The 21,958-nt window shown below is 65.6% G+C and carries 24 protein-coding genes; 19 read left to right on the forward strand and 5 right to left on the reverse strand.

Translation table 11 applies throughout. The features are described 5' to 3' along the window. Positions 1–43: 43 nt before the first annotated feature. Positions 44–649 (reverse strand): TetR/AcrR family transcriptional regulator, encoded by a 606-nt coding sequence (locus tag GPJ75_RS25960; RefSeq protein ID WP_163272878.1) that lies wholly within the window; start codon positions 647–649, stop codon positions 44–46. 103 nt (positions 650–752) lie between these two features. Here GPJ75_RS25960 and GPJ75_RS25965 point away from each other — a divergent pair, with 103 nt between their 5' ends. The 6 genes from GPJ75_RS25965 to GPJ75_RS25990 all read left to right on the forward strand — a co-directional run bounded on the left by GPJ75_RS25965 (position 753) and on the right by GPJ75_RS25990 (position 4,371). Next, positions 753–1,013, forward strand: coding sequence for a putative antibiotic biosynthesis monooxygenase (locus GPJ75_RS25965; protein ID WP_163272880.1), 261 nt, complete (start codon positions 753–755; stop codon positions 1,011–1,013). A 167-nt stretch (positions 1,014–1,180) separates the two neighbouring features. Beyond that, positions 1,181–2,422 (forward strand): bifunctional glutamate N-acetyltransferase/amino-acid acetyltransferase ArgJ, encoded by a 1,242-nt coding sequence (gene argJ, locus GPJ75_RS25970; RefSeq protein WP_163272882.1) that lies wholly within the window; start codon positions 1,181–1,183, stop codon positions 2,420–2,422. Positions 2,423–2,430: 8 nt separating this feature from the next. Further along, the gene (locus GPJ75_RS25975; RefSeq protein ID WP_163272884.1) at positions 2,431–3,204 is read left to right on the forward strand and encodes a GNAT family N-acetyltransferase; all 774 of its coding nucleotides are present in this window, start codon (positions 2,431–2,433) and stop codon (positions 3,202–3,204) included. Positions 3,205–3,208: 4 nt separating this feature from the next. Further along, on the forward strand, positions 3,209–3,619 hold the full coding sequence (locus GPJ75_RS25980) for a (deoxy)nucleoside triphosphate pyrophosphohydrolase (RefSeq protein ID WP_163272886.1): 411 nt from the start codon (positions 3,209–3,211) through the stop codon (positions 3,617–3,619). Positions 3,620–3,807: 188 nt separating this feature from the next. Then, entirely contained in the window at positions 3,808–4,110 is a 303-nt protein-coding gene (locus GPJ75_RS25985; RefSeq protein WP_163272888.1) for a hypothetical protein, read from the forward strand. Positions 4,111–4,203: 93 nt separating this feature from the next. Then, positions 4,204–4,371 carry a Flp family type IVb pilin gene (locus tag GPJ75_RS25990; RefSeq protein WP_163272890.1) on the forward strand — a complete coding sequence of 56 codons (168 nt, stop codon included), beginning with the start codon at positions 4,204–4,206 and terminating at the stop codon, positions 4,369–4,371. 12 nt (positions 4,372–4,383) lie between these two features. Here GPJ75_RS25990 and GPJ75_RS25995 read toward each other — a convergent pair whose 3' ends face one another. After that, positions 4,384–5,268 carry a methyltransferase domain-containing protein gene (locus tag GPJ75_RS25995; RefSeq protein ID WP_163272892.1) on the reverse strand — a complete coding sequence of 295 codons (885 nt, stop codon included), beginning with the start codon at positions 5,266–5,268 and terminating at the stop codon, positions 4,384–4,386. A gap of 84 nt (positions 5,269–5,352) precedes the next feature. On the opposite strand from GPJ75_RS25995, the gene GPJ75_RS26000 reads away from it, so the two are divergent. From GPJ75_RS26000 to GPJ75_RS26020, 5 genes are all read left to right on the forward strand, one after another. After that, positions 5,353–6,141 carry a ComF family protein gene (locus tag GPJ75_RS26000; protein ID WP_246249292.1) on the forward strand — a complete coding sequence of 263 codons (789 nt, stop codon included), beginning with the start codon at positions 5,353–5,355 and terminating at the stop codon, positions 6,139–6,141. 11 nt (positions 6,142–6,152) lie between these two features. Then, complete coding sequence (gene grxC / locus GPJ75_RS26005; RefSeq protein ID WP_163272938.1) at positions 6,153–6,434, forward strand: glutaredoxin 3; 282 nt, start codon at positions 6,153–6,155, stop codon at positions 6,432–6,434. Then, positions 6,431–7,288: a carbon-nitrogen hydrolase family protein gene (locus GPJ75_RS26010; RefSeq protein ID WP_163272896.1), complete on the forward strand. Its 858-nt coding sequence runs from the start codon at positions 6,431–6,433 to the stop codon at positions 7,286–7,288. The genes grxC and GPJ75_RS26010 overlap by 4 nt, the downstream gene beginning before the upstream one ends. After that, positions 7,285–7,710, forward strand: a complete 426-nt coding sequence (locus GPJ75_RS26015; protein ID WP_163272898.1) for a DUF1178 family protein — start codon at positions 7,285–7,287, stop codon at positions 7,708–7,710. Before GPJ75_RS26010 ends, GPJ75_RS26015 begins: the two co-directional genes overlap by 4 nt. A gap of 80 nt (positions 7,711–7,790) precedes the next feature. Then, positions 7,791–8,252 (forward strand): GNAT family N-acetyltransferase, encoded by a 462-nt coding sequence (locus tag GPJ75_RS26020; RefSeq protein WP_163272900.1) that lies wholly within the window; start codon positions 7,791–7,793, stop codon positions 8,250–8,252. Between the two features lie 23 nt (positions 8,253–8,275). On the opposite strand, the gene GPJ75_RS26025 is transcribed toward GPJ75_RS26020, so the two are convergent. Together GPJ75_RS26025 and ubiG are read right to left on the reverse strand one after the other, a co-directional pair. Further along, on the reverse strand, positions 8,276–8,608 hold the full coding sequence (locus GPJ75_RS26025) for an MmcQ/YjbR family DNA-binding protein (RefSeq protein WP_163272902.1): 333 nt from the start codon (positions 8,606–8,608) through the stop codon (positions 8,276–8,278). A gap of 51 nt (positions 8,609–8,659) precedes the next feature. After that, a complete protein-coding gene (ubiG, locus tag GPJ75_RS26030; protein ID WP_163272904.1) occupies positions 8,660–9,421 on the reverse strand; it encodes a bifunctional 2-polyprenyl-6-hydroxyphenol methylase/3-demethylubiquinol 3-O-methyltransferase UbiG in 762 nt (253 codons plus the stop codon). A gap of 258 nt (positions 9,422–9,679) precedes the next feature. Between ubiG and GPJ75_RS26035 the strand changes: the two genes are divergently transcribed. From GPJ75_RS26035 to GPJ75_RS26070, 8 genes are all read left to right on the forward strand, one after another. Next, positions 9,680–10,954, forward strand: a complete 1,275-nt coding sequence (locus GPJ75_RS26035) for an aspartate kinase (RefSeq protein ID WP_163272906.1) — start codon at positions 9,680–9,682, stop codon at positions 10,952–10,954. Between the two features lie 74 nt (positions 10,955–11,028). Next, positions 11,029–13,299 carry a phosphoenolpyruvate--protein phosphotransferase gene (ptsP, locus tag GPJ75_RS26040; protein WP_163272908.1) on the forward strand — a complete coding sequence of 757 codons (2,271 nt, stop codon included), beginning with the start codon at positions 11,029–11,031 and terminating at the stop codon, positions 13,297–13,299. Between the two features lie 16 nt (positions 13,300–13,315). After that, positions 13,316–14,395 carry a peptide chain release factor 1 gene (gene prfA, locus GPJ75_RS26045; RefSeq protein ID WP_163272910.1) on the forward strand — a complete coding sequence of 360 codons (1,080 nt, stop codon included), beginning with the start codon at positions 13,316–13,318 and terminating at the stop codon, positions 14,393–14,395. Then, positions 14,388–15,278, forward strand: coding sequence for a peptide chain release factor N(5)-glutamine methyltransferase (gene prmC, locus GPJ75_RS26050; protein WP_163272912.1), 891 nt, complete (start codon positions 14,388–14,390; stop codon positions 15,276–15,278). The genes prfA and prmC overlap by 8 nt, the downstream gene beginning before the upstream one ends. A gap of 307 nt (positions 15,279–15,585) precedes the next feature. Next, positions 15,586–16,248, forward strand: coding sequence for a DUF4167 domain-containing protein (locus GPJ75_RS26055; RefSeq protein WP_163272914.1), 663 nt, complete (start codon positions 15,586–15,588; stop codon positions 16,246–16,248). Between the two features lie 316 nt (positions 16,249–16,564). Continuing rightward, positions 16,565–19,180 carry an ATP-dependent chaperone ClpB gene (gene clpB, locus GPJ75_RS26060; protein ID WP_163272916.1) on the forward strand — a complete coding sequence of 872 codons (2,616 nt, stop codon included), beginning with the start codon at positions 16,565–16,567 and terminating at the stop codon, positions 19,178–19,180. 195 nt (positions 19,181–19,375) lie between these two features. Continuing rightward, entirely contained in the window at positions 19,376–19,741 is a 366-nt protein-coding gene (locus tag GPJ75_RS26065) for an MmcQ/YjbR family DNA-binding protein (RefSeq protein ID WP_163272918.1), read from the forward strand. Between the two features lie 233 nt (positions 19,742–19,974). Continuing rightward, positions 19,975–20,817, forward strand: coding sequence for a hypothetical protein (locus tag GPJ75_RS26070; RefSeq protein WP_163272920.1), 843 nt, complete (start codon positions 19,975–19,977; stop codon positions 20,815–20,817). Positions 20,818–20,868: 51 nt separating this feature from the next. Here the strand turns inward: GPJ75_RS26070 and GPJ75_RS26075 are convergent, their stop codons facing one another. Further along, positions 20,869–21,948 (reverse strand): glycosyltransferase, encoded by a 1,080-nt coding sequence (locus GPJ75_RS26075; RefSeq protein WP_163272922.1) that lies wholly within the window; start codon positions 21,946–21,948, stop codon positions 20,869–20,871. Positions 21,949–21,958: the final 10 nt, after the last annotated feature.

Below are 21,958 nucleotides of genomic sequence, written 5' to 3' on the forward strand. Positions count from 1 at the left end.
CGGCCCCGGTTTTTCCGGGGCCGTTTGCTTCCAAGGCGTGTATCTATCCGCCTGCAGGCTTCAAGACCCCGCGCACCAGCGAGCGCACGACCGCGCGAAGCTCGTCGCTGTTGATCTGCAGCCGGTTCTGAATGAGCCGCATCCAGGCGAAGGAAAGCACCAGCTCCGCGGCGACGAGCGGCTCGGCGTCGGGAACGAGGTCGCCCCGCCGGCGTGCCCGTTCGAATACCTCGGCGATCTGGGCGCATCTCTCCCTCGCATAGTCCGCCACTGCGTCCGATGTCGCCTCGTCTGCCTGCGCCTCGGCCAATATCGAACGGAAGAACTTGGCGTATGGGGTGTGGTGCCAGTATCTGAACAGACTGGAGAGGAAGAGAAGAAGATCCTTCTCCAGGTCTCCGGTATCGTGGTGCGTGAACTCGCGCTTGTGCAGGTGGTAGACAGCGAGCAGGAGGACCCCCTTGCTCGGCCACCAGCGGTAGATGGTGGGTTTTCCCGCCCGTGCCCTGCGCGCCACCGCCTCGATGGAAAACCCGGCATAGCCGGCCTCCTGCAGCACCTCATGGGCGGCCTGAAGGATCGCCTTCTCCGTTTCCGGGTTGCGGCGGGCGCCGATAGAGCGACGCTGAGGTTCCTCGACCTTTTCCATCCGGTTCTCGCGTTTTTCTTTGAGGGTAGCATAGCATCTTGACGAAACGAAACGGCTCGTTTTATATATAACGGAACGTTCCGTTTCTATTGGAGTCATACCCATGAGCCCCCAAGCTTCCGCTGCCGCCGCGCAGCCCACCGCCACCCGCTTTTCGCGCCGCCGCTTCGCCGTACTTCTCGTTTTCGGGGTCTATCCCCTGATCACGGGCCTTCTCTACCTGATCTTCCCGCTTACGGAGGGGTGGGTTCTATGGCAGCGCACGATGGTGATCGTGCCCATCATGGTGGTCTCGATGATCTGGGGACTGATCCCCTTCGTTCAGCGCACCTTCCGCGGCTTCCTCAACCCGCCGGTGGGGTAGCACATGGAGATGCTAGCGCCCTTTCGCGCCCCCCTTCGACAAGCTCAGGACAGAGGGGCGCGCGACAGGGCGCCGGCGTCTCCAGAAGCGGTTTCAGCTTGCGTCGGCCGGCTCTATAGGGCAGACGAAGGCGCGAATAGGTCCGTGTCTGCCTCCGGAAAATGCTCATGTCCGAAGCCGTCTCGCCGCTGGCGCCGAAACGTTATCCCGAGATGCCGGTCGTCGAGGGCGTGCGCGTCGCCACCGCCGAGGCCGGCATCAAGTACAAGGGCCGGAAGGACCTGATGGTCATGGTGTTCGACGAGGGCACCGAGGTCGCCGGCGTCTTCACACGCTCCAGATGCCCGTCCGCGCCGGTCGAATTCTGCCGCCGCAACCTGCCTGGCGGCCGGGCACGCATTCTGGTGGTCAATTCGGGCAACGCCAATGCCTTCACCGGCCGCAAGGGCCACGACGCCACGGCGATGACGGCCGAAGCGGCGGCAAAGGCAGTCGGGGCGGACGAGGGTGAAGTGTTCCTTGCCTCCACCGGCGTGATCGGCGAGCCGCTCGCAGCGGGCGGCTTCGCGCATCTGCTGGGCGATCTCGTGGGGCGCGCGGCGCCCGACGGCTGGGCGGCGGCGGCGGGCGCCATCATGACCACGGATACCTATCCGAAGTTCGTGACGGCGACGGTGCGGCTGGGCGAGGCCGACGTGGTCATCAACGGGATCGCCAAGGGAGCAGGCATGATCGCGCCGGACATGGCGACCATGCTCTCCTTCCTCGCCACCGACGCGCCGATCGCCGCGCCCGTGCTGCAGGAGTTGCTGTCCAGGGGGACGGAGAAGACGTTCAACGCGGTGACGGTCGACAGCGATACCTCGACCAGCGACACGCTGATGCTGTTCGCCACGGCGAAGGCGGCGGCGCGCGGGGCGCCGTGGATCACGGATGCGAAGGATCCGGCTCTCGCGCCCTTCCGCCGGGCGCTGGGACAGGTCCTGAAGCAGCTTGCGCTTCAGGTTGTGCGCGACGGGGAGGGCGCGCGCAAGCAGGTGGAGGTGACGGTGACGGGGGCGAAATCGGCGCGCTCGGCCAAACGCATCGCCCTTTCGATCGCCAATTCGCCGCTGGTCAAGACGGCGATCGCCGGCGAGGACGCCAATTGGGGCCGCGTGGTGATGGCCGTCGGCAAGGCCGGTGAGCCGGCGGAGCGGGATTTGCTGGCCATCTGGTTCGGCGACATCCGCGTGGCGCACGAGGGCGAGCGCGACCCGGATTATTCCGAGGAACAGGCATCGGCCTACATGAAACGCGACGAGATCGCCATCCGCGTCGATCTGGGCCTTGGACGCGGCAAGGCGACGGTGTGGACGTGTGACCTCACCAAGGAGTATGTCGCTATCAACGGCGACTACAGGAGTTGACGAGCGCGGTGGGGCAGCGGGCGACCGAAGAACTGGCAACCATCCGCCGTTTCGAGGGCGCGGGTTTCCGCGCCTGGCCGGCAACGTCGGTTCACTACGACCGGACGTGGGCCGTGCGGCTGACGGCCAGCCACCCGGCGCGGCGGCTCAACTCGATCAATCCGCTCGATCCGGGGGACGACCGCGATCTCGATGAGCGCATCGAGCAGGCGGCGCGCCGCTTCGAGGCCTACGGCCGGCCGCTCACTTTCCGCATCTCGCCGCTTTCCGCGCCGGCTATCTCAAGGCATCTGGACGCGCGAGGGTGGATCGCCGCCGGGCAATCGCTGGTCATGCGCCTGCCGCTAGACGAGGGCACCGTCGGCGAGGCGATGCACCAGATCCCCCTCAAGGACCTGAACCGCTTCGTCTCCGCCGCCTTCCAGGTGCACGGCTACGAGGCGGAGCTTAGACCGGGCTTCACCGAGGTGGTCAGTTCCATCAAGCCTGAAGCCGGCCTGTTCATCCTCGAGCAGGATGAAGCGCCGGTGGCAACCTTAATCTGCGTGCATGACGGGGTGCTTGCCGGGCTCTTCGAGGTGGCCACGGTGGAGGCCCAGCGCGGCAAGGGGTTCGGCCGGCGCATGCTTCTTTCAGCCCTCAAGTGGGCGCATCTGCGCGGCGCGGCGGAAGCCTGGCTGCAGGTGGAGGCGGACAACCCGGCGGCACTCGGGCTCTACCGTTCGCTCGGCTTCACCGAAGTCTACCGCTATCACTACCGGCAGCCGGCCAGCGGGGCGTGAGACGATGGCGGCGGTGAAACCGATCCTTCTCGTAGCGGCCTGCGCGCTTGTCGACGCCGACGGTCGCGTGCTCATTGCCCAACGACCGGAAGGCAAGGCGATGGCCGGCCTTTGGGAGTTTCCCGGCGGCAAGGTGGAAGCGGGCGAGACGCCGGAGGAGACGGTGGTGCGCGAGCTCAACGAGGAGCTCGGCGTCGAGACCAACATCGCCTGCCTGGCACCGCTCACCTTCGCCAGCCATGCTTATGCGGATTTCCACCTGCTCATGCCGCTTTACGTGTGCCGGCGCTTCTGGGGGATACCGGAGCCGCGCGAAGTGCAGGCCCTCAAGTGGGTGCGCCCGCAGCGCCTGCGCGATTTTCCCATGCCGCCCGCCGACGAGCCGCTCATCCCCTTCCTGATCGACCTCTTATAGGGGAGGGGTGGTGACGGCATGCCCGTCATTTCCATTCGCTGATTTCGCTATTCGCTCCTCCTTTGCGAAAAAGCAAAAGAGCCGCACGGAGCGTTAATCGTTCCTTTAGCGAAAAATGAGAACTTTCCTTATCGGCGGCAGTGCCCGCCGTTGCGAAGGCCGGCAATGCCGGGGGGATTATGGATTCCATGAGCGAAGGGCCACAGGGTGGCCGCGAGAACTGGGTGCGCGTGAGCAATGTCGGGATGGGCATGCTGCGGGTTGTGCTGCTTTTCGGCTCGGTTGCAATAGCGCTGGCGCTCATCCTCACCCCCCTTCTGGAGCGGCAGACGCGCGATTCCGCGCTCTTCAGCCCCACCGTCGACCGCATGACGACGGGAACCGTGGACAACAGGGGCGGCGCCTATACGGTGCGCCGCAGCGTGCTGCAGCACTCGCCGCAGGCCGTCTGCATCATCCGCGCCGACGGCACGAGACGCGGCGCGTGCTGAAAGCCTCTCTTTGGGGTTGAGGATTCTTTTGTGGGTTAAGGATTCTTAACGTCTCCATGCAAGTGTCGGCGCGAGTCAAGGGCGAGGCCGGCAATGCTCAAAAAATTCCTGGCAAGCAAAGACGGAACGATCGCGGTCGAATACGCGCTGATCGCGGGCATCCTGGTGCTGGCGATCGTTACCGGCGTCGCCGAGCTCGGCCGGTACATGGCCGCAACCTACGACCATGTTGCCGACGAGGTGACGGCCGCCACCAACTGAGCGGCACCGCCGTTATCCGGCCTTGCCGTCCTTCCCGCCCGACAGCACGCTTTTCAGCGACACCTTGGCGCTGCCCGGCTTGAGCGGCTTTTGCTGCGAGGCGTGCGGGGCCCAGCCCGAAAGCCAGACGATGTTGAAGGTGGCGCGGATGCGCCCGTCGGGATCGGCAAAGCGCTCCTGGTAGATTTCCGCCGCGCGCAGGAAGAGCCGCCGCGTCGCCGATTTCCGGCTGCGCTCTACAAGTGCGTTGGCCGCACCCATGGCGCGCAGGTCGCGCATCAGGTCGAACATGGTGGCGTAGCGCACCGTCACCGTCTCGAGGTCGGCGACGGGCAGCGCGAAGCCGGCGCGCTGCAGAAGAGCGCCGGCGTCCCGCACGTCGGCGAAGGGGCTGACGCGCGGTGCGGCCCCGCCGCTCACCTCCGTCTCGGCCTGCAACAGGCTCTGCCGCAACTCGCCCAAGGTACCCGCCCCCGCCATGGCGGCGAGGAAGAGGCCGTCGGGCCTGAGCGCGCGGCGGATCTGCAGGAGCAGGCCGGGGATATCGTTCACCTCGTGCAGCGTCATCAGCGAGACGGCGAGATCGAGGCTTTCGGCTTCCAGCGGAACCGTCTCCGGCGCCGCGACAACGCCCCCCTCATCGCCCGAGAGCAGGCGCTCATCGGCCTCCACACGCAGGACATTGCCAGCCTTCCCGCTTGCCTTCATCGCCTCGGCGGCGTCCGGGGTAAGGCAGAAGATGGCGGCCGCGCGCGCGAAATGCCGCTCCACGGTCGCCAGCCGCTCCCCCAGATCCTCCGCCGCGCGCCGCATGAGGAACAGCGCACCCTCATCGCCGCCTTCCAGCGCGCGGCGCTTACGGGCAAGCAGGAGTTCCGTGTCGAAAACCGTGTCCATCTTCGTCCGTGTTCGTTCCAGCGTGCGCAATGGCACAAAACTGCTATGGTGGCAAAGGTGGGTGGGATTTGCTGGCAGGCAAGCATGGGGCTCTTTCGGCAGGCAGGCGAGATGGCGCGGGTGTGGCCGGCACGCCTCCTGTTTCCGCCGGTATGCCTGGGCTGCCGCAATCTGGTCGCCGCGCCCGGCACGCTGTGCGCGGAATGCTGGCCAGGGATGCGGTTTCTGGAAAGGCCCTGGTGCCAGGTGATGGGCACGCCCTTCGGCTACGACATGGGCGAAGGCTTTCTTTCCGCGGAGGCCATCGCCGATCCGCCGCCTTTCGCCCGCGCCCGGGCGGCGGTCGCCTATGACGGCGTGGCGCGGCGCCTGGTGCAGGGGCTGAAATTCTCGGACCGCCCGGACCTTGCGCCCTGGATGGCGCGGTGGATGCTGCGCGCCGCCAGCGAGCTGGTCGAGGCTGGGGCGGTGGTGGTGCCGGTGCCGCTCCACCGGCGGCGCTTCTTCATGCGCCGCTTCAACCAGTCGGCCGAGCTTGCCCGCGCCTTCGCCCGGCTTGCCGGGCTCGACTATCTCCCCTCCGCGCTTGTCCGCCGCCGTATCACGCGGCAGCAGGTGGGCCTCGGCGCGCGCGAGCGCGAGGCCAATGTGCGCGGGGCCTTCGCCGTGCCGCCGCAGGGCGCGTTGGCGCTCAAGGGGCGGCGGGTGATCCTTGTCGACGACGTCTATACCACCGGAGCCACCGTCTCGGCGGCGACACGGGCCTTGAAGCGTGCGGGCGTGCGCCATGTCGACGTGCTGACCTTCGCGCGGGTCCTCCCGGGAGACTTTGCGTCGGCCGAGGCGGGGTCATATATAGGCGTCGAAGGATGACGGACGACAACATGGCGAATGTGACCATCTATACCCGCATGGGCTGCGGCTACTGCGCCGCCGCGAAGCGGCTTCTGGACAGGAAAGGCGTCGGCTATACCGAGCGGGACGCCAGCTTCTCCCTGGAATTGCGCCAGGAGATGATGCGCCGCGCCCACGGGCGCTCCACCTTCCCGCAGATTTTCATCGGCGACATCCATGTCGGCGGGTCGGACGAACTTCACGCGCTCGAATATGGCGGGAAGCTCGATTTCCTGCTCGAGGCGCAGGGCGTGGCGAGGGCCGGCGCATGAGCACGGTGCGCGTCGCGGCATTGCAAATGCGCTCGGGCATGGAGGTCGAGGGCAACGTGGCGGCCTTCGAGGCGCTGGTGCGCGAGGCCGCCGGCAGGGGTGCCGTCTATGTGCAGAGCCCGGAGATGACCGGCATCCTCGTGCGCGACCGCCAGACGCTGTTCGAGCGCATCCGGCCGGTCGGGGAAAATCCGCTGGTGCAGCAAGCGCGTGCTCTTGCCCGCGAGTTGTCGCTCTTCCTCCATGTCGGCTCGACGGCTATCCCGCTCGACGGCGGCAAGGTGGCCAACCGTGCCTTCCTGTTCGGCCCGGACGGGGCGCTGATCACCACCTACGACAAGATCCACATGTTCGACGTCGATCTCGACAAGGGCGAGAGCTGGCGCGAATCGGCAACCTACGCGCCTGGCGGAGAGACGGTGGTGGCCACGCTCCCCTTCGCCCGGCTTGGCCTTTCCGTCTGCTACGATTTGCGCTTCCCGCAGCTCTTCCGCGCCCAGGCGCTCGCCGGCGCCGAGGTGCTGACGGTGCCCGCCGCCTTCACCCGCCAAACGGGCGAGGCGCACTGGCATGTGCTCACCCGCGCCCGCGCCATCGAGAACGGGGCCTGGCTGATTGCCGCCGCGCAAGGCGGGCGGCACGAGGATGGCCGCGAGACCTACGGCCATTCGCTGATCGTCGATCCGTGGGGCCGCGTCGTCGCCGAGGCCGGCCATGACGAGCCGGCCGTGATCGTCGCCGACATCGCGCCGGGCGCGGTGGCCGAGGCGCGGGCGAAGATCCCCAACCTGAAGAACGCGCGGGACTTCGCCGTGGCGGAGGCGGCCTACGGGCAGGAAAGGGCCGCGTCATGATCCGGTTCGAGCTCACATGCGAGAAGGAGCACGCGTTCGACGCGTGGTTCCGCAACGGCGAGGATTTCGAGGCGCAGAAGAGCCGCAAGCTCGTCTCCTGCCCCCATTGCGGCTCGCACGAGGTGGAAAAAGCGCTGATGGCGCCGGCGGTCTCGAAGGGAACGAAGAAGCCGCAGATGGCGCTCGGCATGACCGAAGAGCAGAAGAAGGCGCTGGCCCAACTCAAGGCACTCTCGGAGAAGGTCCGCGAGAACGCCGACTATGTGGGCGGCAAGTTCGCCGAGGAGGCGCGCAAGATCCACTTCGGCGAGGTAGAGGCGCGGGGGATTTACGGCGAGGCGACACCGGAGGAGGCGAAGGGGCTCGCCGAAGACGGCGTGGAGTTCATGCCGCTGCCGGTGTTTCCGGAGGACCGGAATTGAGAAGAATATAACGATTTCAAATGCATATAGATAACAGCATTTCTGTTGCCCGCGCGCAGCCTCACGAATTTCCACTGGTGATGAAGCTTCTCAAGGATGCGGCGGACTGGCTTCATTCAAGGAAGATTAACCAGTGGCAATTTCTCCGGGAAGGGGGTGAGGACGAGGAAATCCGTGCGGGAGTCCTTTCCGGAAAAACATATCTGGCGCGGCAAGGCCGCGAGATCGTGGGTACATTCACTCTCTACAGCCTGCAGAGCGAGTGGGACGCCTACATCTGGGGCGAGCGTTCCGACGACGCGGTCTATCTGCACAGACTCGCCGTGGTCCGGGATGGAAGAGGCCAGGGCATCGGCGGGAAGCTCATCTCTTGGGTCCAGGACGAGTGCCGAAATAGGGGCAATGCCTTCCTCCGATTGGACTGCATAGCAAGGAACGAGCGACTGAACAGGTACTACCTGCACCAGGGGTTCGTGTCGCTCGGCATCAGCCGTGATCACTCGATGTATCAGAAGAGCCTGGCTGTCGCGAAGGAAGGATGAGCGAGCGCCGGAGGACGGCGCGGTCACCTTTCCAGCCGCGTCTTGAGCCCCGCCGGTGCGGCGTTGCGCCAGGCCATCTGCAGCGCGCTTTCGAGCGTCGCCTGATCGGCCTGCGAGAGCCGCACCTGCGTCCACCCCTTCCGCCCACAGCCGCCCTTGACGGGCGCAAAGACGGCCGGCTCGCTCGCCACCACCATCTGCTGTTCCTCGGGCGTCAGCTTCACCACCGCTGTCTCCTCGGAAGGCAGGGTGGCGAAGATGCGGTCCTTCACGCGGAAGTCGGCCTTGCCGAAGTGAAATTTCTCCTCCGCCTCGGGAAGGCCGAGCGCCAGGTTGCGCAGGTCCGCGGCGTTCATGGCTTCCCCTCCGTTGCGACGTCGAGGAGGATAGCATGAATGGCGGTGAATTCAGCTCAGGTCTTCGGCTTTCGGCTTCTCGGCAAGCACCATGTAGTTCACATCCATGTCGCGCGAGCGCTGCCAGCGGTCGGCGAGGGGGTTGTAGATGACGCCCGTGCGGTCCCTCATGACGAGACCGGCGGCGGTCAGCGCGCGCTCCATCTCCTCCGGGCGCACCAGCCTGCCGTATTGATGCGTGCCGCGCGGCAGCCAGCGCAGCACGTATTCCGCACCGATGATGGCAAGACCCAGCGCCTTCAGGGTGCGGTTGATGGTGGCGACGAACATAATGCCGCCGGGCTTGAGCATCTCGGCGCATTTGCCGATGAAGAACTCGACGTCGGCCACATGCTCGACCACTTCCATATTGAGGATGACGTCGAATTTTTCGCCCTGATCGGCCAGCGCTTCGGCGGTCTCGGCGCGATAGTCCACGCTCACGCCGCTTGTCCCGGCATGCAGCCTGGCGATCTCGATATTGGTATGGGAAGCGTCGGCGCCGATGACTTCGGCGCCAAGGCGCGCCATGGGCTCGCACAGAAGGCCGCCACCGCAGCCGATGTCAAGAAAGCGCAGCTTTTCAAAGGGATGGGCGGCACGCGGGTCGCGGCCGAAATGGGCGGCCACGTGATCGCGGATATAGGCGAGCCGCACCGGGTTGAACTTGTGCAGCGGGCGGAACTTGCCATTCGGATTCCACCACTCCGCGGCAAGCGCTGAAAAGCGCTCGACTTCGCCGGCGTCGATGGTCGTGCGTCGGGCTTCTGGCATAGGCGCGTCTCCTCTCGCGAAGCCATCAAGTCGGGCGGTGGGGGCGCGATGTCAACCCTGTGCGCCCGTGTCCGGTGAAATTGATCCTCATCGAGGCCGCCAACGCCCGCTTGCGACCCCTGCGCCATCATCGCGGCTCGCTTGCGGAAGTCATCGCCATTGGATATTGAGGGCGCGCCGTTTTGGCGGCAAGAAGCATGTCATTTTCCCGGGGGGCGTTGCCCGCCCACTCCGCAGCGACGAAGGCACCTTTCGCACATGGCGCGCATCGTGATGAAATTCGGCGGGACGTCCGTCGCCGACATCGCCCGCATCCACAATGTGGCGCGCCATGTCAAACGCGAGGTGGACGCGGGTCACGAGGTGGCGGTCGTCGTCTCGGCCATGGCCGGCAAGACGAACGAGCTGGTAAGCTGGGCGCGGGAGATGCCAAGGGCGGCCGGAGACAACTCGCCCTTTTTCGACGCGCGTGAATACGACACCATCCTCGCCTCCGGCGAGCAGGTGACGAGCGGGCTGCTCGCCATCGCGCTGCAGTCGATCGGCGTGGATGCGCGCTCCTGGCAGGGCTGGCAGATCCCCATCCGCACGTCGAATGCGCACGGCGCGGCGCGCATTCTGGAGATCGACGGCAGCGAGATCGTGCGCCGCATGGGGCTGGGGCAGGTGGCGGTGGTCACGGGCTTCCAGGGCCTTGCGCCGGATAACCGCGTCGCCACCCTGGGGCGCGGCGGGTCCGACACCAGCGCCGTGGCGGTGGCGGCGGCGCTCAAGGCCGACCGTTGCGATATCTATACCGACGTCGACGGCGTCTATACGACAGACCCGCGCATCGAGCCCAAGGCACGGCGGCTTTCCAGGATATCGTTCGAGGAGATGCTCGAACTGGCCTCGCAGGGCGCCAAGGTGCTGCAGGTACGCTCGGTGGAATTGGCTATGGTGCACGGGGTCAGAACCTTCGTAAGATCGTCATTCGAGGATCCCGATGCACCGGGCATGGGCGATTTCGACAACCCGCCCGGCACGCTCATTTGCGACGAGGATGAAATCGTGGAACAGCAGGTCGTTACCGGCATCGCCTACGCCAAGGACGAGGCGCAGATCTCGCTGCGCCGGGTGGCCGACCGGCCGGGGGTCTCCGCCGGCATCTTCGGGCCGTTGGCCGAGGCCAACATCAATGTCGACATGATCGTGCAGAACGTGTCCGAGGACGGCTCTAAGACGGATATGACCTTTACCGTGCCCACCGGCGACCTTGAGAAGGCGGTGAGCGTCCTGGAAAACGTGAAGGACAGCATCGGTTTCGACGCCATCCAGTCGGAAGCCGGTCTCGTCAAGGTGTCGGTGATCGGCATCGGCATGCGCAGCCATGCGGGCGTCGCGGCCACCGCCTTCAAGGCCTTGGCGGAGAAGGGCATCAATATCCGCGCGATCACCACATCGGAGATAAAAATCTCCATCCTGATCGACGGCGCCTATGCCGAATTGGCGGTGCGGACTTTGCATTCCGTCTACGGTCTCGATAAGCAATAAAGACATATGTCTTGAACCATGTCCCGGGTGCTGCCAAACCGGCAGTGCCGGGTGGGGTTTTGGAGCGAGGTGTGATGCGAGAGACTGCCGCAGGCCCGCGCGTATTGCTGAGACGCCTCCGCGAGATGATGGCGGAGGCGATGGAGCCGCAGGAGCGGCTCGACCGGATCGTGCGCGAAATCGCCCAGAACATGGTGGCGGAGGTCTGTTCGCTCTATATCCTGCGCGCCGATTCCATCCTCGAACTCTACGCCACGGAAGGCCTGAACCCGACGGCGGTTCACTTGGCGCAGTTGCGCCTCGGCCAGGGTCTTGTCGGCTCCATCGCCGCCAGCGCGCGGCCGCTCAACCTTTCCGACGCGCAGAAGCACCCCGCCTTCGCCTATCTGCCGGAGACGGGGGAGGAGGCCTACCATTCCTTCCTCGGCGTGCCGGTGCTGCGTGCCGGCCGCACGCTCGGCGTGCTCGTCGTTCAGAATCGCACCCAGCGCCACTACCGCGAGGACGAGGAGGAGGCGTTGGAGACGGTGGCCATGGTCATCGCCGAGATGATCGCCACCGGGGATCTGGCGCGGCTGACGCGGCCGGGCATCGAGCTTGACCTCAGCCGCTCGGTGAGCATGAAGGGCCTGCCCTTCAACGAAGGCGTGGGGCTCGGCCATGTGGTGCTGCACGAGCCGCGCATCGTCGTCACCAATCTCTTCAACGAAGACAGCGACCAGGAGATGGAGCGGCTGGATGCCGCGCTCTCCTCGCTCAGGCTCTCCATCGACGACATGCTGTCGCGGCGCGACGTCGCCTTCGAGGGCGAGCACCGGGCCGTTCTCGAGGCCTACCGTATGTTCGCCAATGACCGCGGCTGGGTGCGCAGGCTGGAAGAGGCCGTGCGCAACGGCCTGACCGCGGAAGCGGCGGTGGAGAAGGTGCAGAGCGACATGCGCGCGCGGATGCTGCACATGACCGACCCTTACCTGCGCGAACGCATGAGCGATTTCGACGATCTCGCCAACCGGCTCCTGCGCCAGCTCATGGGGCGTGGTCCGGACGCGCTGGCCGAGGCCGTGCCGAAGGACGCGATCCTCGTCGCCCGCTCGATGGGCGCGGCGGAACTGCTCGACTATCCGCGCGAACGCCTGCGCGGGCTGGTGCTGGAGGACGGGGCGCCGACCAGCCATATCGTCATCGTCGCGCGTGCCATCGGCGTGCCGACGGTGGGGCAGGTCAAGGGCGCGGTCTCCATGTCGGAGAATGGCGATGCCGTCATCGTCGACGGCGAGGACGGGCAGGTGCACCTGCGCCCGCAGGCCGATATCGAGACAGCCTATGCGGAAAAGGTGCGCTTCCGGGCGCGGCGGCAGAAGCTCTACCGCGAGCTGCGCGACAAACCCTCGCAGACCAAGGACGGAGTGCCGGTCGAGCTTTTGATGAATGCCGGGCTTGCCGTCGACCTGCCGCAGCTCGCCCAGTCGGGCGCGGCCGGCATCGGGCTCTTCCGTACAGAGCTGCAGTTCATGGTGGCGTCCACTTTCCCGCGCGTGGAGGCGCAGGAGGGGCTTTATCGAGAGGTGCTGGACGCCGCGGCCGGCAAGCCCGTCACCTTCCGCACCATCGACATCGGCGGCGACAAGGTGCTGCCGTATTTCAAAGGGGCGCAGCACGAGGAGAACCCGGCGCTCGGCTGGCGCGCCATCCGGCTCACGCTCGACCGGCCGGCGCTTCTGCGCACACAGGTTCGCGCGCTCCTGAAGGCGGCGGGCGGGCGCGAGCTGAAGCTGATGCTGCCCATGGTGACGGAGGTGGACGAAATCCGCCAGGCCCGCGCCATCATCGACCGCGAGGTGCGGCACCTCTCGCGCTTCGCCCACCACCTGCCGACAAGCCTCAAGCTCGGCGCGATGATCGAGGTGCCCTCCCTCCTGTGGCAGCTGGAGGAGCTGATGCAGGCGGTGGATTTCGTCTCGGTTGGCTCGAACGACCTGTTCCAGTTCGTCACCGCCACCGACCGCGGCAACACGCGCATCGCCGAGCGCTTCGATCCGCTTGGCGTGCCTTTCCTGCGGCTGTTGCGGCAGATCGCCCAGGCGGGACAGGCCGCGCACACGCCGGTGACGCTGTGCGGGGAACTGGCGGGGCGGCCCATATCGGCCATGGCGCTCCTGGGGATCGGCTACCGCTCGATCTCCATGGCGCCGGCGTCCATCGGTCCGGTCAAGGCGATGGTGTGCGAGTTGCCGCTCGAGGCGCTGATGGAGCGGATGGAAGAGGCTCTTGCCAATCACGGTGCGAAGACCGATATCCGGGCCGAATTGACCGCGTTCGCCCGCGAACACGATATTCCTCTTTGAGTGCAAGACCCAACCGATGACCGAACTGCCGCGCGACCGTATGGACCAGGTGCTGAAGCGTTTCGAGCTTCTCGAAACGCAGATGGCGGCCGGGCCGTCGCCGGAAGCCTATGTGAAGCTCGCCTCCGAATATGCCGAGCTGCAGGAGGTCGCGGCCGCCATCCGCGCCCTGAGGAGCGCCGAAGCCGAACTCGACGATCTCGAAGCGATGATCGCCGACAAGGCGACCGAACCGGAGATGCGCGAACTGGCCGAGGCCGACCGCGAGGAGGTGGCGGAGAAGGTGGAGGAACTGCGGCAGAAGCTGCAGGTTCTCCTGATGCCCAAGGACGAGGCGGACGAGAAGAACGCCATCCTGGAAATCCGCGCCGGCACGGGCGGCGACGAAGCGGCGCTTTTTGCCGGCGATCTCTTCCGCATGTACGAGCGCTACGCCGCCGAACGCGGCTGGCGCGTGGAGGTGGTCTCGGCCAGCGAGGGCGAGGCCGGCGGCTATAAGGAGATCATCGCCACGGTCTCCGGGCGCGGGGTGTTTTCGCGATTGAAGTTCGAATCGGGCGTGCACCGGGTACAGCGCGTGCCGGCGACGGAGGCGCAGGGCCGCATCCATACGTCGGCCGCCACGGTAGCCGTGCTGCCGGAGGCGGAGGAGGTGGACGTGGAGGTGCGGCCGGAGGACATCCGCATCGACACGATGCGTGCCTCGGGCGCCGGCGGCCAGCACGTCAATACGACCGATTCGGCCGTGCGTATCACCCACATCCCCACCGGCATCGTGGTTGTGCAGGCGGAGAAGTCGCAGCATCAGAACCGTGCCCGCGCCATGCAGATCCTGCGTGCCCGGCTGTTCGACGCCGAGCGCACGAAGGCAGCCGACGAACGCTCGGAAGCGCGGCGGCTGCAGGTGGGCACCGGAGACCGATCCGAGCGCATCCGCACCTACAACTTCCCGCAAGGGCGGCTCACCGACCACCGCATCAACCTGACGCTCTACAAGCTCGACAGGGTGATGGAGGGTGAACTGGACGAGGTGGTCGACGCGCTGATCGCCGACCATCATTCAAAGCTGCTTGCCGAAGCCGGAGCGGATGGCTGAGAGCAAGGAAATCGCGCTCGAAGCGACGCTCGGCACCTTGTTGAAGGCTGTCCGGCGGCGGCTTGCCGAATGCGGGATCGAGGCCGCCGATCTCGAAGCCCGCCTTCTGGTGGAGCATTTCACCGGCACGAGGCGCAGCGATGCGATCAGCGACCCCGACCGGCCGGTCACGCGGCAGGCGGCAGGCGGGATCGAGGCGGCGCTGGTGCGCCGCTGTGCGGGCGAACCGGTGTACCGCATTTTAGGGTTTCGCGAATTCTACGGGCTGACGCTCAAGCTTTCGCGAGAGACGCTGGAGCCGCGCCCGGATACGGAGACGCTGGTGGAACTGGCGCTTCCGGAAGCGCGGCGGATCGCGGCGGCGCGCGGGCGCTGCCGCATCCTAGACCTCGGCACGGGAACCGGGGCGATCGCGCTGGCGCTTTTGAGCATGGTGCCCGAGGCGGAGGCGGTGGGCGTCGATATTTCCGAGGAAGCCCTTGCAACGGCGCAGGCCAATGCCGATATAAACGGGCAAGGGGCGCGCTTCGCCGCGCTAAGGTCCAACTGGTTGACGGATGTCGACGGCATGTTCGACCTGATCGTCTCCAATCCGCCCTATATACCGACGGCCGATCTGGAGACGCTTTCGCGCGAGGTGCGCGAACACGATCCGCGAGCCGCGCTGGACGGCGGGGCGGACGGACTTGATTTCTACAGATCGATTGCCGCCGGTGCGCATCGCCACCTCAACAGCGAAGGCGCCGTCGCGGTGGAGACGGGATACAACCAGAAATCCGCCGTGGAGGCTATTTTCGCCGAGAATGGGTATCGCACCGTCAGGACGGCGCGCGATCTGGGCGGGCGCGACAGGGCCATGTTGTTCATGCCCGCGCGCTCTTGATGAGGGTTAGAAAAAAGACTTGGCAAGGTGTGGGAATGTCGTTAGGTTCCGCCGTGCCGGATGAGACGAAGCAGGCAGTGCCGTTTTCGATTCGGTTCCCGCGGACAGACTGCCTTTTTGCGTTATCGACGCATGTGCTTCGTGCGGGGATCATCGGGCAAGTGAACACGAAGCGGACCAGGATGGCCCTCGCGCCTATCGAGGTGCGGCACATCGCCAGGGGAAATTGTGAGGCGGACGGCCTTGGTGCCCGTTTTCTCCGCAATCAATACACGAATCGATAGTTGGCTCAAACGAAGAGAATGGAATGAGGCCACAACAGCAGAACAGGCGTATGCGCGGACGCGGCAACAACAACAACCGCAAGGGGCCGAACCCGCTCACCCGCAGCTACGAAAGCAATGGTCCGGATGTGAAGATCCGCGGCACGGCGCAGCAGGTTGCCGATAAATACACGACCCTGGCGCGCGATGCGCAGAGCTCCGGCGATCGGGTGATGGCCGAGAACTACCTGCAGCATGCCGAGCACTACAACCGGCTCATCGCCGCTGCCCAGGCGCAGCTACAGCCGCAGCAGAACACGCGTGACTATCGTGACGATGACGACGACCGTGAGGATCGCGACGAGCAGGAGCATAGCCGCTCCGAGGCGCAGCCGCGTCAGCGCCAGCGTGTCGAGGACGGCTACGGCCCGCAGCCGGTGATAGACGGTATCCCCGCCGAGGTGGCGCTGGACCGGCAGAATGCCGGCACCAGCAATACTGGCACAAACGGTGCGAAATCCAACGGCCATGCCGATGCCAGCGGAGAGGATGCCGCGCCGAAGCAGACCGAAGCGGCCGGCGATGAGGCCGCGGAAGCGCCGAAGCCGGCAAAGCGTCCGCGCCGGCCCCGCAAGAAGGCATCGGACACTCCGACAGCCGAAGCAGGCGAGAGCCAGCCTGCCGATGAGGCCACCGCGGAGGGCTGAGCAATTCCAGGAAAAGTGGAAACCGATTTCCGTCCGGAATTGCGACAAAACAAGGAGTTAGACCAAATCATCGATTCCACGAAACGATGAAGTGGTCTAAGCGCGGGGTTGCTAATTTACGACGTTTGAAGCGGCGGGCATTGCCCGCCGCTTTGCGTTCGTGCATTCATCTTGTGCGGCCGGTCGATTGCTCCCATATCTCGAACAGTTGGGCCTGCCGTGAACACGGCGTTGATTTCGATCATCGCCGGAGGGGGTCCGTCACATTAGCCTGCCTGACGCCGCAAAGCGGGTCGGCGGGGAGATGGAGACGCGAATGGACATTGAGAAATATTCCGAGCGGGTGCGTGGCTTCATACAGTCGGCCCAGACGCTCGCTCTTTCGAAGAATCACCAGCAGTTCACGCCCGAGCACATCCTGAAGGTGCTGGTCGACGACGAGGAAGGCCTTGCCGCCTCGCTCATCGAGCGCGCCGGCGGGCGCGTGCGCGACGTCAAGCTTGCCGTGGAGGCGGCGCTCGAGGCGATGCCGAAGGTCGAGGGTGGCAGCGGCCAGCTTTACCTGGCGCAACCGCTCGCCAAGGTGCTCGCCACGGCGGAGGAAGTGGCCAAGAAAGCGGGCGACAGCTTCGTCACGGTCGAGCGGCTTCTGACGGCGCTCGCCATCGAGAAATCCGCCAAGACCGCCGATATCCTCACCAAGGCAGGCGTCACGCCGACGGCGCTCAATAAGGTCATCAACGAGATCCGCAAGGGGCGCACCGCCGATTCGGCGAGCGCCGAGCAGGGCTATGACGCGCTGAAGAAATACGCGCGCGACCTTACGGCCGAGGCGCGGGCCGGCAAGCTGGACCCGGTGATCGGCCGCGACGACGAAATCCGCCGCACCATCCAGGTGCTCTCCCGGCGCACCAAGAACAATCCGGTGCTGATCGGCGAGCCGGGTGTCGGCAAGACGGCCATCGCCGAGGGCCTGGCGCTCAGGATCGTCGATGGCGATGTACCCGAATCGCTGAAGGACAAGCACCTCATGGCGCTCGACATGGGCGCCTTGATCGCCGGTGCGAAATATCGCGGCGAGTTCGAGGAGCGGCTGAAGGCCGTTCTTTCGGAGATCCAGGCGGCCTCCGGCGGCATCATCCTGTTCATCGACGAGATGCACACGCTGGTCGGCGCCGGCAAGGCCGACGGCGCCATGGACGCCTCGAACCTGCTCAAGCCGGCGCTGGCGCGCGGCGAACTGCACTGCGTGGGCGCCACCACGCTTGATGAGTACCGCAAGCATGTGGAGAAGGATGCCGCCCTTGCCCGCCGGTTCCAGCCCGTCTTCGTGGACGAGCCGACGGTGGAGGATACCGTCTCCATCCTGCGCGGGCTGAAGGAGAAGTACGAGCAGCACCACAAGGTGCGGATCTCCGACTCGGCGCTTGTTGCCGCGGCCAATCTTTCCAACCGCTACATCACCGATCGCTTCCTGCCCGACAAGGCCATCGACCTTGTGGACGAGGCGGCCTCTCGATTGAGGATGCAGGTCGATTCGAAGCCCGAGGAGCTGGACGAGGTCGACCGGCGCATCATGCAGCTCAAGATCGAGCGCGAGGCGCTCAGGGTGGAGAAGGACGAGGCCTCCAAGGACCGGCTGCAGAAGCTGGAGAAGGAGCTTGCCGGGCTCGAGGAAGAGTCGGCCCGGCTGACGAACACATGGGCATCGGAGAAGGACAAGCTCGGCCTTGCCGCCGACCTCAAGCGGCAACTCGACGAGGCCCGCAACGAGCTCGCCATCGCCCAGCGAAAGGGCGAGTTCCAGCGCGCGGGCGAACTGGCCTATGGCCGTATCCCGGAGCTCGAGAAGAAGCTCATCGAGGCGGAGGCGCAGGACGGTTCCGGCTCCATGGTCGAGGAAACGGTGACACCGGACCACGTGGCGCACATCGTTTCACGCTGGACCGGCATTCCTGTCGACAAGATGCTCCAGGGCGAGCGCGAGAAGCTCTTGCGCATGGAGGACGAGCTTGCCAAGCGGGTCGTCGGCCAGGGCGAGGCGGTGCAGGCCGTCTCCAAGGCGGTGCGTCGCGCGCGTGCCGGCCTGCAGGATCCGAACAGGCCGATGGGCTCCTTCATGTTCCTCGGCCCCACGGGCGTCGGCAAGACGGAGCTCACCAAGGCGCTGGCCAACTTCCTGTTCGACGACGAGCAGGCGATGGTGCGCGTCGACATGTCGGAGTTCATGGAGAAGCATTCCGTGGCGCGGCTCATCGGCGCGCCTCCCGGCTATGTCGGATACGAGGAAGGCGGCGTGCTGACCGAGGCGGTGCGGCGCCGGCCGTATCAGGTGATCCTGTTCGACGAGATCGAGAAGGCGCATCCGGACGTCTTCAACGTGCTCTTGCAGGTGCTTGATGACGGGCGGCTGACCGACGGCCAAGGCCGTACGGTCGACTTCCGCAATACGCTCATCATCATGACGTCGAATCTGGGCGCCGAGTTCCTCGTCAACCTCGCCGAGGGTGAGGATGTCGACAAGGTGCGCGACGAGGTGATGGCCTTGGTCCAATCCCGCTTCCGGCCGGAATTCTACAACCGCATCGACGAGGTGATCCTGTTCCACCGTCTGCGCCGGCAGGATATGGGCGAGATCGTGCAAATCCAGCTCAAGCGGCTGGAGCGGCTTCTGGTCGACCGCAAGATCACGCTGGACCTGGATCAGGAGGCCGTCGACTGGCTGGCGGGCAAGGGCTACGATCCGGCCTATGGCGCGCGGCCCCTGAAGAGGGTCATGCAGAAGGAGCTGCAGGACCCGCTTGCCGAGAAGATCCTGATGGGGGAGATCTTCGACGGCTCGACCGTCAAGGTCACCGCGGGGTCCGACCGGCTGATCTTCCGGTCGAAGAAGGGCGCTGCCACGGAGGGAGAGACGGAAGCGGCGGCATAACTGCGTGCCCTCACCCTCGTGGTTCGACAAGCTCACCATGAGGATGAGGGCAAGGCGGCGCCGGTGCAAGCCGCTGGCGTTGACGGGGGAGCGCAAACACGAGCCCTCATCCTGAGCCTGTCGAAGGGCGAGGGCGGGTTGCAAGGCGCGAATCGAAAGCGTGTTTGATAAGCCGCGGTAGGGGAAGGGGACGCAATGACGCTCGACGACTACAACGCCTTCTGCGCCTCCCTTCCCCATACCACGCATGTGGTGCAATGGGGCGGCGCACATGTCTGGAAGGTGGGCGGCAAGGTCTTCGCCATCGGCGGGTGGAGCAACGGCGAGATGCTGGCCGTCACCTTCAAGTGCTCAGACCTTGCCTACGACATCCTCAGGGAGCAGCCGGGCCTGCGCCCCGCACCCTATCTCGCTTCCCGCGGCATGAAATGGATCCAGCGCCTGACGGCGGAGATCATGGATGACGCCGCGCTGAAGGAGTATCTCGGCGAGAGCCACCGGCTGGTGGCGGCTGGGCTGCCGAAGAAGATGCAAAGGGAACTTGGGTTGGCCAAACCCTGACAATCCGCCAAAGGGCCGACCCCCGACAGGGCGGGTGCAATTCCCGCCACCGCGGTTATAATAATCACTCCGGGCGTCCAGCGTGGGCGGCGCTCAATGGCCGATCCCGTCAGGCGCCCGGACGAGCCAGTGCAGGCCGGGGAAGGGGACGCTGCCGCCTGTGCGGCGTGGGAAGGGGCTGCCGAGCTGCGACGAGCTCGTCGTTTCCATGCCGAACGCAGGAAGGCGCGCCCATGTCGGAACTTCTCCAACCCTCCATCAGCCATCACACACGCCGATACGCCAAGGCCGTATTGAACCCGCTGCTTGGCATGTTTCGTCCGGGAAACGTCGCCATGTTTCATGTCGGGCGCGTTGGTAGCACCGTGCTTGTCGGTATGCTGCAGCAGCACCGACGCATCTATTGGGCTGGCGAGGTGTTTCAGAAGGAACACAACCGCTACATGAAAGCCGTCGGGGCCGGCGGCTATTCTCTTCCAGAGGATCCGTTGAAGGACCTGCGGGCGGAAATGCGCGAGGCGCGCAATCGGATGTTCGGCTTCGAGATGAAGTTTCTCGACGAGCATCATCTCAAGGTGATCGGCGTTGATCTGGAGCGCTACGTGGACACGCTGTCCGAGCTCGGATTCGACCGCTATGTCGTACTCAAGAGGAAGAACATCCTGCGCCGGCTGATTTCCGGCGTCGTCCTGCGCGATACCGGCCAGTTTCACATTCGTGCGGACCAGAAGCGGCAGAAGAGACGCTTCCATCTCGACCTGCACAGGATTCCGCTCGGCGCCAGATATCTCGACCTGGTCGATGCGATCCGCATGATCGAAGAGGGGCACGAGCATCTCGACCGGCTCCTGGCAGGCAAGCAGGTCTGCCAACTCAATTACGAGGATCACATCAGCGATGACCCGTTCGTCGCCTACCGCAAGGTGGTGGCGTTCATGGGGCTGGAGCCCGGAAAGCCGGAGATCCTTCTCCGCAAGACCAACCCCGATCCGCTTGAAGACATGATCGAGAACTATGACGAACTGCAGGCAATGATCGGGAAGACGCCTTACCGATGGATGCTCGAGAGCGCATGAGGGGGGATCGCTGTTTGCGACGAAGCGATCCGTCGACGGTGCAGGCCACCCTCACGCGGCCTTTCCTGTTCGGCTATCGACAGCTGCGGCCAATATCTCTTCCATCTGGGTGATCTGGCGCGCGCGATCGAGTTGAGGGCGTTCGGCGTAACGCGCTGCGGCCCGGGAGAGGGTTTCATAGAGGGTCGAATCCTCCCAAAGGGAACGCAGCGCCGCGGCCCATTCCGGCAGTTCCGCCTGCGGCGGCAGGAGGATGCCGCCCGGCCCGACGGCCTCACCTAGCCCGCCAACCTCCGTGGCGAGAACGGGGATGCCGCTGTAATGGGCTTCGGAGGCAATGCGTCCCCAGGTCTCCTCCCATCGGCTGGGAACCAGAACGACGCGGGCCCGCCCGTAGTGTTCGCGCATGTCGCCCGTCCGCGAATGCAGCGTGACGTTGCCAAGTTCCGCGATGCTTTGCACGAGCGCCGAGCGCTGGTCCTCCGACAGCGTCCAGCTTTCGACGAAGTCGAAGGGGATATCGGGGCATGCCCGCGCCAGCGCGAGGGCGAGATCGACCCCCTTCGCGGGATGGGGGTTCACGAACAGGACCCGTTCGCGGCGCGAATCGACTTTGTAGCGTTCGGGCTGGAAAAGCGGATTTATGACCGTCGAGGAAATTCCATAGGCGTCCCGGTAGCGGTCAGCGGTGAACTGCGAGTTGGCAAGGAAGACGGCGTCGCCGAAATCCTCGATCGGCTCCCCATGATCCTCGAACTCGACATTGTGAAGATAGATGACGGTCGGCAGACCCACTTCCCGGAAGGCCCGGGCAACGCGCAGGACCTTGCCGGATTGCGCCACGACGACATCGGGCGCCGCCGAACGCGCCACGTCCGCCGCCCCTTCCCAGGCGAACCAGGAACGGTAGACGGGATAGCCCTGGCTGTGGTCGCAGACGGCCTTGCGCCGCGACAGCTTCATCATCACCCGTCCGCGCGCGCCGATCCAGCCGTCGCGCGTCAGCCCGGCCAGGACGCTGGTTTCGTGGCCGCGCGCAAGAAGCTCCCGCGCCATTTCGTGGGTGTTCGACTGGCTGCCGCCGGCGATCTGCGGGAGATAAGGGTGCGCGCTCGCGAATACGATTTTCAAAACGGTGCTC

It is taken from the genome of Chelativorans alearensis, assembly GCF_010993735.1.
Taxonomy (GTDB): Bacteria; Pseudomonadota; Alphaproteobacteria; order Rhizobiales; family Rhizobiaceae; genus Chelativorans; species Chelativorans alearense.

Excerpts from the sequence above, each read along its gene's own strand:
- GPJ75_RS25965 (WP_163272880.1), top strand. The coding sequence starts at position 753 with ATGAGCCCCCAAGCTTCCGCTGCCGCCGCGCAGCCCACCGCCACCCGC.
- argJ (WP_163272882.1), top strand. The coding sequence starts at position 1,181 with ATGTCCGAAGCCGTCTCGCCGCTGGCGCCGAAACGTTATCCCGAGATG.
- GPJ75_RS25995 (WP_163272892.1), bottom strand. The coding sequence starts at position 5,268 with ATGGACACGGTTTTCGACACGGAACTCCTGCTTGCCCGTAAGCGCCGC.
- GPJ75_RS25985 (WP_163272888.1), top strand. The coding sequence starts at position 3,808 with ATGAGCGAAGGGCCACAGGGTGGCCGCGAGAACTGGGTGCGCGTGAGC.
- grxC (WP_163272938.1), top strand. The coding sequence starts at position 6,153 with ATGGCGAATGTGACCATCTATACCCGCATGGGCTGCGGCTACTGCGCC.
- prfA (WP_163272910.1), top strand. The coding sequence starts at position 13,316 with ATGACCGAACTGCCGCGCGACCGTATGGACCAGGTGCTGAAGCGTTTC.
- prmC (WP_163272912.1), top strand. The coding sequence starts at position 14,388 with ATGGCTGAGAGCAAGGAAATCGCGCTCGAAGCGACGCTCGGCACCTTG.
- GPJ75_RS26015 (WP_163272898.1), top strand. The coding sequence starts at position 7,285 with ATGATCCGGTTCGAGCTCACATGCGAGAAGGAGCACGCGTTCGACGCG.
- GPJ75_RS26070 (WP_163272920.1), top strand. The coding sequence starts at position 19,975 with ATGTCGGAACTTCTCCAACCCTCCATCAGCCATCACACACGCCGATAC.
- GPJ75_RS26035 (WP_163272906.1), top strand. The coding sequence starts at position 9,680 with ATGGCGCGCATCGTGATGAAATTCGGCGGGACGTCCGTCGCCGACATC.
- GPJ75_RS26065 (WP_163272918.1), top strand. The coding sequence starts at position 19,376 with ATGACGCTCGACGACTACAACGCCTTCTGCGCCTCCCTTCCCCATACC.
- GPJ75_RS25990 (WP_163272890.1), top strand. The coding sequence starts at position 4,204 with ATGCTCAAAAAATTCCTGGCAAGCAAAGACGGAACGATCGCGGTCGAA.
- GPJ75_RS26010 (WP_163272896.1), top strand. The coding sequence starts at position 6,431 with ATGAGCACGGTGCGCGTCGCGGCATTGCAAATGCGCTCGGGCATGGAG.
- GPJ75_RS25980 (WP_163272886.1), top strand. The coding sequence starts at position 3,209 with ATGGCGGCGGTGAAACCGATCCTTCTCGTAGCGGCCTGCGCGCTTGTC.
- ptsP (WP_163272908.1), top strand. The coding sequence starts at position 11,029 with ATGCGAGAGACTGCCGCAGGCCCGCGCGTATTGCTGAGACGCCTCCGC.
- GPJ75_RS26020 (WP_163272900.1), top strand. The coding sequence starts at position 7,791 with ATGAAGCTTCTCAAGGATGCGGCGGACTGGCTTCATTCAAGGAAGATT.
- clpB (WP_163272916.1), top strand. The coding sequence starts at position 16,565 with ATGGACATTGAGAAATATTCCGAGCGGGTGCGTGGCTTCATACAGTCG.
- GPJ75_RS26025 (WP_163272902.1), bottom strand. The coding sequence starts at position 8,608 with ATGAACGCCGCGGACCTGCGCAACCTGGCGCTCGGCCTTCCCGAGGCG.
- GPJ75_RS26000 (WP_246249292.1), top strand. The coding sequence starts at position 5,353 with ATGGGGCTCTTTCGGCAGGCAGGCGAGATGGCGCGGGTGTGGCCGGCA.
- GPJ75_RS26055 (WP_163272914.1), top strand. The coding sequence starts at position 15,586 with ATGAGGCCACAACAGCAGAACAGGCGTATGCGCGGACGCGGCAACAAC.
- GPJ75_RS25960 (WP_163272878.1), bottom strand. The coding sequence starts at position 649 with ATGGAAAAGGTCGAGGAACCTCAGCGTCGCTCTATCGGCGCCCGCCGC.
- ubiG (WP_163272904.1), bottom strand. The coding sequence starts at position 9,421 with ATGCCAGAAGCCCGACGCACGACCATCGACGCCGGCGAAGTCGAGCGC.